Annotated in this window: 9 protein-coding genes; 3 read left to right on the forward strand and 6 right to left on the reverse strand. The window is 41.6% G+C overall.

Going from position 1 to position 12,921, the window contains the following annotated elements; genetic code table 11:
- Positions 1–127: 127 nt before the first annotated feature.
- The 3 genes from scyC to scyA all read right to left on the reverse strand — a co-directional run bounded on the left by scyC (position 128) and on the right by scyA (position 4,301).
- Complete coding sequence (gene scyC / locus H6G69_RS27670) at positions 128–1,108, reverse strand: scytonemin biosynthesis cyclase/decarboxylase ScyC (RefSeq protein ID WP_190692326.1); 981 nt, start codon at positions 1,106–1,108, stop codon at positions 128–130.
- Between the two features lie 36 nt (positions 1,109–1,144).
- Positions 1,145–2,206, reverse strand: coding sequence for a tryptophan dehydrogenase ScyB (gene scyB, locus H6G69_RS27675; RefSeq protein WP_190692327.1), 1,062 nt, complete (start codon positions 2,204–2,206; stop codon positions 1,145–1,147).
- Positions 2,207–2,438: 232 nt separating this feature from the next.
- Positions 2,439–4,301: a scytonemin biosynthesis protein ScyA gene (gene scyA, locus H6G69_RS27680; RefSeq protein WP_190692328.1), complete on the reverse strand. Its 1,863-nt coding sequence runs from the start codon at positions 4,299–4,301 to the stop codon at positions 2,439–2,441.
- Between the two features lie 1,205 nt (positions 4,302–5,506).
- Between scyA and H6G69_RS27685 the strand changes: the two genes are divergently transcribed.
- Together H6G69_RS27685 and H6G69_RS27690 are read left to right on the forward strand one after the other, a co-directional pair.
- On the forward strand, positions 5,507–7,444 hold the full coding sequence (locus tag H6G69_RS27685; protein ID WP_190692329.1) for a scytonemin biosynthesis sensor histidine kinase: 1,938 nt from the start codon (positions 5,507–5,509) through the stop codon (positions 7,442–7,444).
- A 123-nt stretch (positions 7,445–7,567) separates the two neighbouring features.
- On the forward strand, positions 7,568–8,386 hold the full coding sequence (locus tag H6G69_RS27690; protein ID WP_190692330.1) for a response regulator: 819 nt from the start codon (positions 7,568–7,570) through the stop codon (positions 8,384–8,386).
- 20 nt (positions 8,387–8,406) lie between these two features.
- On the opposite strand, the gene H6G69_RS27695 is transcribed toward H6G69_RS27690, so the two are convergent.
- Positions 8,407–9,228: a carbonic anhydrase gene (locus tag H6G69_RS27695; protein ID WP_190692331.1), complete on the reverse strand. Its 822-nt coding sequence runs from the start codon at positions 9,226–9,228 to the stop codon at positions 8,407–8,409.
- Between the two features lie 151 nt (positions 9,229–9,379).
- On the opposite strand from H6G69_RS27695, the gene H6G69_RS27700 reads away from it, so the two are divergent.
- Complete coding sequence (locus H6G69_RS27700) at positions 9,380–9,607, forward strand: photosystem II protein, Psb35-related (protein ID WP_190692332.1); 228 nt, start codon at positions 9,380–9,382, stop codon at positions 9,605–9,607.
- A gap of 144 nt (positions 9,608–9,751) precedes the next feature.
- Here the strand turns inward: H6G69_RS27700 and H6G69_RS27705 are convergent, their stop codons facing one another.
- Positions 9,752–11,011 (reverse strand): MFS transporter, encoded by a 1,260-nt coding sequence (locus H6G69_RS27705; protein ID WP_190692333.1) that lies wholly within the window; start codon positions 11,009–11,011, stop codon positions 9,752–9,754.
- Positions 11,012–11,245: 234 nt separating this feature from the next.
- On the reverse strand, positions 11,246–12,838 hold the full coding sequence (locus H6G69_RS27710; protein WP_190692334.1) for an FAD-dependent oxidoreductase: 1,593 nt from the start codon (positions 12,836–12,838) through the stop codon (positions 11,246–11,248).
- Positions 12,839–12,921: the final 83 nt, after the last annotated feature.

The following is a 12,921-nucleotide window of genomic DNA, read 5'->3' on the forward strand; positions in this document are numbered from 1 at the left end:
CAGTTTTGGGAGTTTGATGTGTTGCATTGTTTGAACGCAGAGGAATGGAAGGGAAACGGAAAGGGGCGCGGAGGTTTTTGAGAGTCTGTTAGTACATTTCTTTATTTCATACTTCAGACTTCATACTTCAGCCTTTTTTACTACCAACTAATTCTGGTTCTTTCGCCACTGGTACATAGCTCATCCCTCTATCAAAAGATTTGAGGTTCCCGGCTTTACCTTCTAGGAGGCGTTTGAGGTTCATACTTTCTGCACCGAAGTCTTCGATTTGCAGTTTGCCGTGAGCTAGTTGTTCACCATCTTTCCAGAAGGTGATGCGATGTAGAATTAAACCAGAAGCTTCAGGGTCGTTAAAAGCATAGGCAGTAGGAATCAGCAGAGCTACAGAACGCTGATAATAGTCATACTCTGGATAGAAGTATTCTTGTTCTAATAAGTAGTATTTGCTCAGACTATGGACGCGCACGGAGATTTTTACTTTCTGGTTATACTCATCTAAAAAGTCACCAGAATCACCGCTCACTTCGCCTATAGGACGGACTAAATGTGCCCAATCATCGATATTTTTAACATCTTTTAAATAATCGACGGCAATATTGATGGGCGCATCAACATAGATAGTATCTGTATCAATAAAGTAGCGACCTTTAGCGGCTGTCTTCCGGCCCAGTTTGCGCTCTAGATTAGCTTTGAGAGAACGACACTCGGATGTGTGTACAGTGTGAATTCCCTGCATAATCATTGGTGTTTGGCGTTTGGGATCGACAAAGCTCAACCAATGAAAGTACACACCTTCTTCGTTGCTTCCCGGCTCTATATAGTCGGGTGGGAAAAGGAGGACGGGGTAAACTTGGAAGTATTTATTGTACTCTAGCCCACAATGCCATTCAATCCCATAAAAGAGAGAGTTTTCTAGCTTTTTGACGTGATAGTAGAGATTTTTTTGATAGCCAGAGGCTGTTCCCACCCAGGTATCTTGGTCAATTTGCTCTTGCATCCGGCTATAGAGTGTCCATTCATCTAAGTTTTTCAAACTACAAAGATATTCAAAGGCACTCTCTGGTGTAGTGGCAATATAGGCTGAAGTTGCAAATGTATTTCTTTCCACTTGTTGCTCCTCAATTTAATGGTTAATTGCTTTGTGTTAAGCAGCAATTTGCTGTGTTTTACTAGTTCTGGCTTTCAAAATCCGTTCGTCTGCTAATCGTTTGGAGGCATCATTTGTAGTCATTGCTTGCTGGTGTGCAATGCTAAAAATCTTGAGCAATGTGTCATAAATATTATTGACTTGCTGGAAGGCTTTTTCTTCGTTGTAGCCAATCATCTCGTTATAAACATTGATGATCCCGCCAGCATTAATTACGTAATCTGGACAGTAGAGAATACCTTTTTCTATCAATCTCTGACCGTGGAGGCGTTCATTTTCTAGCTGATTGTTAGCCGCACCAGCAATAATTTTGGCTTGGATCAGGGGAATTGTTTGACTATTGATAATTCCTCCCATCGCACAGGGAGAAAATATATCTACATCTAAACCATAAATTTCTTCTGGTTCCACAACTGTAGCACCATACAAATGTTTTATTTCTGCTGCTTTTTCGGGGCTAATATCACTCACAAAAAGTTGTACACCATGTTCGTGTAAGTGGCGACAGAGGTTTTTGCCAACATTGCCTAAGCCTTGGACAGCAACTCTCATACCTTCCAGTCTTTGGGTTTGCCAAGTAAAATTAACAGCAGCTTTAATTCCTAAAAATACGCCTAAGGCTGTAATTGGGGCGGGGCCGCCAGATTTTTCTTCTACACCAACTACATACTTAGTTTCTTGATTAATTGTGCGGACATCTTGGGGGGTAATATTAACATCTTGCCCGGTGATAAACCGACCTTTGAGGCTTTCGACAAACCGTCCATAAGCTCTTAACATTTCGTCGGTTTTATCGGCAGGGTTAGCAATAATCACTGCTTTACCTCCACCTGCGGGAATATTAGCGCAAGCTGCTTTATAAGTCATTCCTCGGCTGAGGCGCAAAGCATCTCTTAAAGCAGCTTCTTCATTGACGTAAGGATATAACCTTGTTGCTCCCATTGCGGGGCCTAAGCTAGTGTCATGGATGGCAATAATAGCTCTGATCTCTGGGTTTTTGCCATGACAGTAAAGTATTTGCTCGTGGCCCATTTCTCTAACAGTTTCAAATAGCTGCATTTGGGTTTCTCTATTTTTAATGGTGAATTGGTTAGAGCAAAAAATGTGGAAGTTAGGTAAGGCAGCAAAATTAACTAAAAGTGTGAAAATTTCTAACAAATTATTTAGCTAATTTTGCTACTTTGGTAAGATGCAGAGCAGGTCTAAACTGAACGTTTGTGGTGTTATTGTTAACTAAAAAGTTTGCTTTTTGGTTAGCGATCGCCAATGACCTAAAGCTCCAGCCGGAAAGTTATACTAAGGGAAAGGAAACTTGCTTGGCTGGGGTTTTTATAGAATTTGCGCCATTAGAACCATTAGCTTTCACACCTTGAGCCGCCAAACTCTTATTGCGTCCACCAGAAGGGGCGGGGCGGTCTGGGTCGATAACTACATCAATTACAAAGGGGCCATTTGCGGCGAGCGCTTGTTGGAGGGCTGCTTCTAAATCAGACTCTCTCAAGACTCCGACTCCTTCAGCACCCATTCCACGGGCAATCATCGCAAAATTAGTAGCGGGAATCTCTGCATCTGCACCTTTTAAGCCCAATATTTTCATGCCTTGATGGCACATATTGTATCGGGCATCATTGAGGACAATCCAAACTGCTGGGATTTGATATTTCACAGCAGTGCTGATTTCGTTATTCATCAGCATCGCCCCATCACCGACAATGGCAACGGCTTTACCTTTTTTGGCTTGGGCTGCACCGACTACACCTGTGACGGCGTGTCCCATCGCCCCAACTCCGGTACTGACGCGGTAACGATGAGGTTCGGTAAAGCGCAGACAATGAGTTGACCAAGTAAAAGAGTTACCACACTCCGCCAAAACTATCGCATCACTACCTTCGACAACTATCTTTTGAATCGCCTCCATCAATACTTCTGGACGCACTGGATAGTCTGAACCTGCTTCTATCGGTTCTGGTTGGGGATTAGGTAGTAATTCGATAGCAAAAGGCTTTTCTGGTAAATGCTCTAATAGTTCCTCTAAATAGGCTTTGATATCCGATTGAATCGGGAATGTATGGGCGTGGGGGTAAGCTACACCAGGTACTTCCGGGTCGATATCTACATGGACAAAGCCTTTTGCCGGAACCATTGTCGGACTCCAAAAAGAAGTCGGTTCGCCAAGTCGGGTTCCCAGTACGAGAGTACGGGCAGGGCGATGTTTTTCCATATAGGTAATCACAGAAGCATCACCACCCAAACCTGTCACACCCACAAACTGCGGATGATCTTCAGGGAAGATGCCTTTGCCACGAGGGGAACACATCACGGCCGCACCTGTTTTCTCTGCTAGTGCGTAGATTTCATCGGCGGCATAACGCGCCCCAAAACCTACCCAGATAGCAAAGGGTTCGGAAAATAATAATTCCGCAGATTTAGCGACTTTCTCTCTTTGAGCAGTGATGTGATAGGCTTCAACATCTAGCTGAGGCCAGAGGATACCATCAACTAGACTAGTTTGTACGGCAGTCGGGATGCTCAAATGGGCGACAAATCCACCTGGTTGGGCTAAACCCAATGCCAGTTTGCGGAAAATTTGCGGTAGTTGGGCAGCAGACTCCACGGTAATTGCATAGTTAAACAATGCACCTGAAGTAAAAATTCCCCCACTCGGCAAGGTGTAGCTGCTGGTTTCTTGAATTGCCCAGCGTCCCCGTTGCGGTGCGGAAGTGCAAGCCGATAACAGAATTACTTTTGCACCTTCCCCACGGGCAGCAAATAGCCCGGTGAGAGCGTTGGTAATGCCTGGCCCGGCAGTGGTAAAGACGACAGTGGGGCAATTGCTGGCGAAGTAGGCTTCGACGGCAGCAAAAGCAGCCCCCGCCTCATGGCGAAAGTTCAGCACTTGCATTTGGCTGTTGGATAAGGCATTCCACAGGCTGGCCATTGCTCCCCCAGCAATCCCAAAAGCACTGTGTACACCCAAGTTGAACAGCATTTGCGCGATCGCTTCTGCGACTGTGAGCGTTGGGCTAACCTCACTAGGTAAAAAAGGCTCAATCACTGTTTGATTGTCTAGATATTTCTTACCGTTGGAGGAAAAATCTTTGTGAGGCTCACTAGTTACGAGCGGAGGATTGGAAGTAGTATAATTTGGAGTCATTGCTTTCACGTAAGTCCCGATACTTGCACAAGGCTCTTGAGTATACACTTTGTCACTTGGTGATGTGACACACGAAGAAACTTGTTGCTTCTTTTACGGATATGACCGGGCTTGGTTAAGGCTCGATGTTTGTGCGGCTGGTTAGCCCAGTACTAAAAACTTTTTAAAAAAATGAAGAAAATCAAGGCAGTACTTATGGAAACCAGAGTACGGGAAATAAATACCTATTTGCAATGAAAAATCTTTTGATGCCGTTACCAATTCTTTCGCTATCGTGGTAAACGCTACATTTAAGCCTTATTTAGTCAAGCTTATTGATTGATATCTTGCTTTAATCAGTGACTTGTGTCAAATTAAGTTTAGATAAATTAATATTAACTTCATTGTATTCGGCACTATCGTAGTTAAAATTTCACATACCAAACTCGGATTTTATGCTTAAATTTTTAGTTTAAAAAATCACTCAGTAAATTTACATTTGACCGTCCTAATGAGATATTGCTTGGGATAGATGACTCAAGAATACTTATTCAAGTGTAAATAATAATGTATTCCTTTTGACGGATGAGCAATTTGAATTTTGTATATTAGATTCCTGAAGAAGGGAGTTAAGAAACATTAAGAGGTTGCATCCATGAGCCAAAAATTGTAACTTTATCTGAGAATGACCTACAAAACTACGGAGTCAGTTTTTCATCACAGCACAACTCCAGGGATCTGTCATATCAAACTTTCAAAACTATCGAGATTTGACAGTCTCAAAGAGTAAGTCTGCATTAGTGAGACGCTCGACTTAAAGTAGATAATCATTTCTCAGAACAACGACAGCCACAAAAACCAGAAAAAACAGAAGTGTTGAAAAGCCACTTTAGTTAGACAGTTATCGACTGGTGGTGTTTTCCGCCAACGCTGCCGCTCAAATTATTTAAGGCGTGTAGTTCTGTATTTGTTGTTAGTTTCTTCTGCCAGATTAGAGATTAACTATTGGCAATCAACCAATACAGTTCGGTTAAGGCAACAACTTAGACTGGTGTAGGTTGGGTGAAGGAACGGAACCCAACATTCACGCATACTTTGTTGGGTTACTATTCTCTTAACTGAACCGTATTGGGCAATAAACCAGATGCAGAAGTGCTACTTCCAAAACATCAAGTAAAACTCCATAAAGGAACAAAAGTAATTATTATTTGGAGTCTAGAACTAGAATGGCACTACAGTCAGAATTAGAGTCTAAGTTTGCTCACTTTCTTATTAATAACGCTGTAGATGCTTACTTCTGTTTAGGGGATAATTGGCAATTTTTATATGTCAATGATGCCACTTGTCAGATGACAGGATATTCTCGTAAAGAATTGCTGTCAATGAGATTACAAGATATCGATTTAGATTTTGCCCTACATAATTGGTCAGAACTGCTATCTCAACAATCTGTAACTTTTAAAACTCGTTATCGTGCTAAAAAAGGACGGATATTTTTAGTCGAAATATCTCTCAAGGTATTAGAAGATAAAGGTAGAAGATTTAGCTGTGCTTTTGTGCGAGAAAAAAGTCAGGAAATAGTAGAGTTAAGCCTACAAAAATGGATTAATGAATTAAGAGATACAAATGAAAGCTTGCTCAACCAAGTATCTACCTTAAAACAAAAAGCAAACAACCTAGAAACATCCTTATCAATCCTGAATTCTACGCTAGAGTCTGCTGCTGTTGGTATTGTTGCAATTAACTTTGAAGGTGATATTCTCAGCGTCAATCAAAAATTTTTAGAAATGTGGCAACTGCCCAAAGCTCTATTTTTATCGAAAAAATGCCCTCAAGCCAGAGCTTTTTTTGAAAATCAAATTAAAGATACTGCAACTTTTCGGCGGATGATTTGGGAAGTTTCTAGTCAATCAGATATTACTAGTTATGATGTTATCGAGTTAAAAGACGGCAGAATATTTGCTAGCTATTCTCAACCTCAGTACTTAGGTGAAAGAATTATAGGTAGAGTATGGAGTGTTTGGGACATTACAGAAACAAAAAAGATAGAGTCAGAATTAAGACTAAATGAAGCTAGATTCCGAACTTTAGCAGAAACGACAGATGCTCTGATTTTTCTGATTCATGGTAGACAGATTTGTTATGTAAATCCGGCAGTGGAAATGCTGACTGGTTACACAAAATCAGAGTTATTGAATGGTTTTGATATTCGTCGCTTGGTGAAAAACAAAAAGTCAAGGCAAATAGGGAAGTCAACTGAAGCCAGCAATTTTGAATACCAAGAAATGTGTATTTTAACTAAAAATGGTGGGGACTTTTGGCTTGCTTGTGCAGTGGGTAGATTGAATGGCACACTTGATTTTCAAGAAAAACCAGTGGAATTAATTGCGGGGATAGATATTACTGATTATAAAGTTGCCGAATTAGAACTGAATAAGTCTTTAGAACAAGCAAAACAACTTGGAGAATTGAGAGCGCGTTTTCTTTCTATAGTGTGTCATCAACTCCGAAATCCGCTCAATGTTGTTGCATTCTCGAATAATTTACTCAAGCGGTATGTTGATGAACAAACACAGCAAATTATTCAGCCATTACTCGAACAAATTCAAGCTTCTATAGAACAACTTAGTGAGATGCTAGATGAGATTTTGTTTTATGCAAAGTCAGAATCAGCCAAGCTCAAATTTGCTCCAACATCTATCGAATTAGTTAAATTATGCTCTGATTTGGTCGCTCAAATTCAAATGAGTAGTCTGGAAAATAATTTACAATTTACTTGTTTTAATAAGCAAATTCAAGTCTGTATGGATAAACAAATTGTGGAAGCAATTTTGCGAAATTTACTCGATAATGCCATTAAATATTCTCCATTTGGGAGTATAATTGAATTAATGCTAGACCAGAATGAGGAAACAGTAATTTTTCAAGTAAAAGATGAAGGAATTGGTATTTTAGCAGAAGAGCGATCGCGTCTATTTGAGCCGTTTTATCGTGGTAGTAATATCGATAATATTCCTGGCACTGGGCTAGGCCTTGCCATTGTGAAAATTCTGGTAGATTTACATAGCGGTCAAATCACTGTAGACAGTGAAGTTGGTCGTGGTACTACTTTCACTGTCATGCTGCCAGCAAGCCTATCAAAAACGCCTAGTTCAGAGTTATGAGTGTTGAGTTTTGACAACTTAAAATTCACAACTTGGAACTAAGCTGTTAATTTTGTCCCTATTCTCACACTCTACCAGAAGCAATGTTCATAACTCTGTGTCCCTACTTTTATTAACATAAAAATGATTACCCAATCATCAAAAAGAATTCTAATTATTGAGGATGATAGTATTACCCGCAATCTCTATTTAAAGGGTTTAAAGCTTGAAGGTTTTGAAGCGATAGGTGCTGAAAATGGTTTAGTCGGCATTAAAAAAGCTCAAGAGAATTTACCCGACCTGGTGGTTTGCGATATCATGATGCCCCATATGGACGGTTACAGCGTTTTGAATGCGCTGCACCAAGATCCCCAAACAGCATCTATTCCCTTCATCTTTCTATCTGGGAGCGACTCTAGAGATGAGATTCGCAAAGGGATGGAATTAGGTGCAGATGATTATATTACCAAACCTTCGACATTAGACGAATTACTCAGAGCGATCGCCACTCGCTTACAAAAACAAGCATCAATTCAAAAGTGGTGCAATAATATAGTCCAAAAAACTTCCCAAGCAGTAACGCCTGAAGCAACGCCAGCAGAAACTGCTAAATCGAAATCCATATTTCCTGATATTCCCCAATTAAAAGAAGTTTTTGACTATATAGAAGCTTATTTTCATCAAGGAATTACTCTGTGTGATGTGGCGGAAGCTGTTGGTTATTCACCAGCTTATTTAACTAACAGAGTCGCAAAGCAAACCGGAGAAACTGTCAATAATTGGATTGTTAAACGTCGCATGGCCGAGGCTCGTACTTTACTGCAAAATACTGATGAAACAGTCGAGCAAATTGCCAAGCTTTTAGGTTATCAACACGTCTGTCATTTCTCGCGTCAATTTCGCCAACATCATGATTTACCTCCCCATGCTTGGCGGTTGTGTTCTAAAAATAAGCAGTCTTGAGTATATCTTAATTAAGATATCTATATAGTATTTGCGCTCTCCAAAACTATACGCTCATTCAATGGTTGGATTGGGCGATTATTATGGGGAAATAAGTGGACAAATTTATCTATCTGTTGGCGAGATACTTCAATAGGCTGTTCCATTACATACCAACTGACATTTTCAGAACAAGGTGGTGTAGTCAAAGAACCAGAGTAAGTTAAAAATCTGTGTTCTGTTGGCAATAGTTGGGCAGCATTGATAATTGTATCTGCTACTATATTTTCTTCTCCTTGTTTTTCCGGCATTGCATCCCAAATCGATTGCAAATTTGGGTTAAAAGCTCCTGCTTTTAAAAATACGCCGATAACTGCTAAATTACCTGTTTGATCACGGTGAACGAAATGTAATTCCATGTCATATAATTCACCGTTGATATGGTGTTCGCTGGGATGATGAAAGTGGAATTGGAGCAGTTGAAAAATTTGGCGATGCCTGTGGCGGGCTACGCCTACGCACTCAATAAAACTTCCAGTTTGATAGTTAACTTGGATAGTTTTGCCATTATTAATTAAATTTAACGGTGATGGCTGATAGTTAATTGCTAGTAAATCTTGATTTTTGTCGGCACTTTTAACACTGGCGAGTTGTAAATCAATTGGTGTTTGTCTTTTACCTGTATAACAAAGCTGAAAATCTGGTGAAAGTTTACCCCAATATTCTGGGCCTTGTTTGCCAATATATCCCCAATTGACTTTTGCCGCAGCCGCAGGAGAGGTAATACAACTAGAAACTGAACTTCCTAAGGCACTCATGCCTAATAACTTAAGTAGTTGCCGTCTATTTAAATTACCACTCATAAGAATTACTCAACTTCCCAAAAGTGGAAGAGTGCGGAATACCCTACTTACTTTATCGTGATAAGCACACTCATACATCAATTGCAAGATTTGTAAATTTTTAGTTATATTTATTTACATAAAGTTACAAATATTAAACAAGAGGTCAAAAATGACAACTCTAATTGTATTGTTAGTTCTAGGCTGGGTCGCTGCTGCCACTTTAGGTTCTTTAGCTTATTTCTTGGGTGAACAAACTAAGCCTATCCACGAACGTAACTGGCGTTCTGAGTCTTTTGAAAAGTTAGCTCAATCTATTACAGGTAAAGAAATAAATTATAGCGATCGCACTCCTGCCTACGCGATGGATGCTTATGCTAGCCGGACTTTACCTCAATAAAAATATTTACCCAAAGTTTAAAAGTGCTGAGTGTGCAGTTGTTTGACTCATGTATCACTCAGCACTTTTTTAATTAATAAGCTAATAAGTATTTAAACTGCAACATAGCCGAAATTACCTTTATGTTTGATTTGCCGATGCAAATTAATTTGCTACTGGGTTTGTCCTGAAGTGGATTAACTTTGCCAATTGGGGTAATTGTTGTAGGAATAACAGTGAACCTAAAATGCAGATTACACCACCTAAAATCAAAGTATTGGGAGCTTTTAAATAATTGGCGAGAGTTCCAGCAAGGAGATTTCCAAAAGGAGCCATACCCATAAAACACATAGCATAAAAACTCATCACCCTGCCCCGTTTGCTATCTTCCACAATAAATTGCAGCAATGTATTACTTGCAGCTACCTGGAGTGTAGAACTCCAGCCAACCATCACCAAAGCTAACTGAGAAATCCAGAAGACTTGAGAGACAGAAAAACAAATAAAGCCAACCCCCATAATCGCCGGACAAAAGGCAATTAAACGCTCTAAACCTACAATATTTTGCCGAAAACTCAGATAAACACAAGCAAACACCGAACCCATAGCAGCTGCGGCTGTGAGAAAACCCAAGGTTTCCGAACCTCCGTGCAGAACCTCGACGGCAAAGATGGGTAGAAGTGTTGTATATGACATACCCACTAAACTAGCTGTTGCCAGTAATAGCAAGATAGAACGCACAGGTAAGAAATGATAAGCATATTGAAACCCTTCTTGCAACTTCCGCCAAGGATCACTTGTCTGTATTTCTACTGGGCGGGGCGTGATTTGCATTGCTGCGATTGCCCAAATAGCCACAATGTAGCTGAGACTATCGTATAAAAAGCAGTAGCCTGCGCCAAACTTAGCAATCAAAATCCCACCAAGAGCAGGGCCAATTAATCGCGCTCCATTGAGAAAAGCTGCATTGAGCGCGATCGCATTTGCCATCAGTTCCCGATTTACCATATCACTAACAAATGCGTGCCGCACCGGCACATCTAAGCCTTTGAGCAAACCTAATAATGTACTCAAGGTTAGCAATGTCCAAAAATTAGCCAAACCCAAAAACGTAATGACTGTCAAAATTACAGATACAGAAATCCCGGCAATCTGAAATAACAATAACAAACGATGGCGGTTGTAGCGATCGGCTAAAATCCCGGAAATTGGAGCTAAGGCAAATACTGGTAATTGTCCAAAAAAGCCTGCTATTCCTAACAGTAAAGCCGAATCGGTTAATTGATAAATCAACCAAAGCACGGCTACCTGCGTCATAAAATTGCCCGTCATCGACAAAGCTTGTCCGGCAAAATAGAGGCGATAATTGCGCGATCGCCACGCAGGCAAATCAAGATTTAATTTAAATAAAGATAATAATTTCATGTATAAGATTTCACGACTTTTAAACTCTTTAATTCTCTGCGCCCCTCTGACTTGAAAGTGCTGAGTCCTGAGTCCTGAGTCCTGAGTCCTGAGTCCTGAGTCCTGAGTCCTGAGTCCTGAGTAAGCATAGTACTCGCTCTTTCATGCTTGGCTATGAAACAAGTTTCATCGGGACTGCGTTGAAAAAAGGAAGAAATCAAGCAATAGCCTCATTCCTTCCTCAATCTCCAAAACTTACACTGTGACTAATTCCCGTTGTGCAACTATCGACTCAGGCTTGACCCAAATCTGATCTAACCCACCACTCAACAGGCGATATTGTTGGTTGGGGTCTTGTTGGGGATAATCCATCCGCTTGTGCATCCCTCTGGTTTCTTGGCGTTGCAAACCACTGTTGTACATCCAGCGTGCAGTGGCTACCATCGCTGCGGCTTCGCGCGATCGCACAATTTGGTTATCATCTGGTGTATGGCTATGGCGGATTTCTTGCCACAGGTGATCCAGTCTTTCTAAAGATTCCCCTAATACTGATTCGCTGCGGAAGAGGTTGCGGTCATAGGGGAAAACTTCTGCTTGGGTTGCAGCGATCGCTTCTTCAGCAGAGAATTGATGATGACCTTCACCACGTAACCCGGCTGCACCCACTCCCTGAACACTGCGCTGGCTGGCTTTTTCACCCAAACTCAGGGCATAGTTAGCCGCAGATTGTCCCGACCAATAGCCAGAAGACATTGCCCAAGCCGCATTATGGCTACCACCACCTGTAAAACCACCGCAGATTAATTCTCTAGTAGCCGCATCCCCCGCCGCATAAAGTCCGTTAACTGAGGTAGCGCAGGTATGGTCAGTAATCCGAATCCCGCCAGTACCACGTACAGTTCCTTCTAAACGCAAAGTAATCGGGAATCTTTGTGTAAATGGGTCTATCCCAGCGCGATCGAATACTACAAAGAAGTTAGGCTGAGAAGCTCGCATCCAGGCTTTGGTAGCTTCATCCATATTTTGGTCGAGACGTGCATACACAGGTTGAGTCAGCAATGTCTTAGCAATCACTGAACGACCACGTTTAGAACCTGCACCTTCAATTACTGTGCCATCTTCATAGGTGAAAGAAGCCCAATCATAATATCGAGTCTTAGTCACCGAAGAAAATGCCGGCGAAATCGCATAGGCATTGGAAAATTCCATCCCAGAGAAATCAGCCCCGGCTTCAGCAGCCATTAAATAACCGTCTCCTGTCAAAACATTACAACCCAGAGCCTTACTCAAAAAGGCACAGCCACCAGTTGCAATTACAACGGCTCCGGCTTTCACTGTCCAGTGTTCCCCGGTTTGTCGATTAATCCCCTTAGCACCAGCTACCGCGCCTTCTGCATCCACCAATAACTCTAAAGCAGGACTGTGGTCTAAAATTTTCACCCCTGCTTGCTTAATCTTTCTCCGCATAAACCGCATATACTCTGGGCCTTGCAAAGAGCGACGGATAACTTTTCCTTCTGCATCCACACTAAAACGGTAGCCTTCGTCAGCCAGGGAATTAATGTTGTCATAGGTACGGTCTAATACCCGCTTCATCCACTGCCGATCTGCCAGGAAACCTCCCATTGCTTCCCGACTGGCCATTGCGGCTTCTCGTTGTTCTGGGTCTGGTGGTATATACCATACGCCATTTCCAGATGCGGCAGCAGCACCACTTGTACCGCAGTAACCTTTATCTACTAACACAACTTTTGCACCACTGGTGGCTGCACTCCAAGCTGCCCAAGTTCCAGACGGGCCACCACCAATAATCAAAACATCAGCGTCTTGATGAGTAGAACTATTCATGAAATTTACTCCTTGAAAAGTAAGAAATGGGGAAGATTGCCCTTCCCCAGATAATGAGCGAGGCTAAGTTACATACATAACTA

Origin of the sequence: Nostoc sp. FACHB-110 (assembly GCF_014697425.1) — a bacterium.
Classification (GTDB): domain Bacteria; phylum Cyanobacteriota; class Cyanobacteriia; order Cyanobacteriales; family Nostocaceae; genus Nostoc_B.

What these genes read in the sequence shown, in the direction of transcription:
- H6G69_RS27685 (WP_190692329.1), top strand. Translation starts at nt 5,507, where the DNA reads ATGGCACTACAGTCAGAATTAGAGTCTAAGTTTGCTCACTTTCTTATT.
- scyA (WP_190692328.1), bottom strand. Translation starts at nt 4,301, where the DNA reads ATGACTCCAAATTATACTACTTCCAATCCTCCGCTCGTAACTAGTGAG.
- H6G69_RS27700 (WP_190692332.1), top strand. Translation starts at nt 9,380, where the DNA reads ATGACAACTCTAATTGTATTGTTAGTTCTAGGCTGGGTCGCTGCTGCC.
- scyB (WP_190692327.1), bottom strand. Translation starts at nt 2,206, where the DNA reads ATGCAGCTATTTGAAACTGTTAGAGAAATGGGCCACGAGCAAATACTT.
- H6G69_RS27690 (WP_190692330.1), top strand. Translation starts at nt 7,568, where the DNA reads ATGATTACCCAATCATCAAAAAGAATTCTAATTATTGAGGATGATAGT.
- H6G69_RS27695 (WP_190692331.1), bottom strand. Translation starts at nt 9,228, where the DNA reads ATGAGTGGTAATTTAAATAGACGGCAACTACTTAAGTTATTAGGCATG.
- H6G69_RS27705 (WP_190692333.1), bottom strand. Translation starts at nt 11,011, where the DNA reads ATGAAATTATTATCTTTATTTAAATTAAATCTTGATTTGCCTGCGTGG.
- H6G69_RS27710 (WP_190692334.1), bottom strand. Translation starts at nt 12,838, where the DNA reads ATGAATAGTTCTACTCATCAAGACGCTGATGTTTTGATTATTGGTGGT.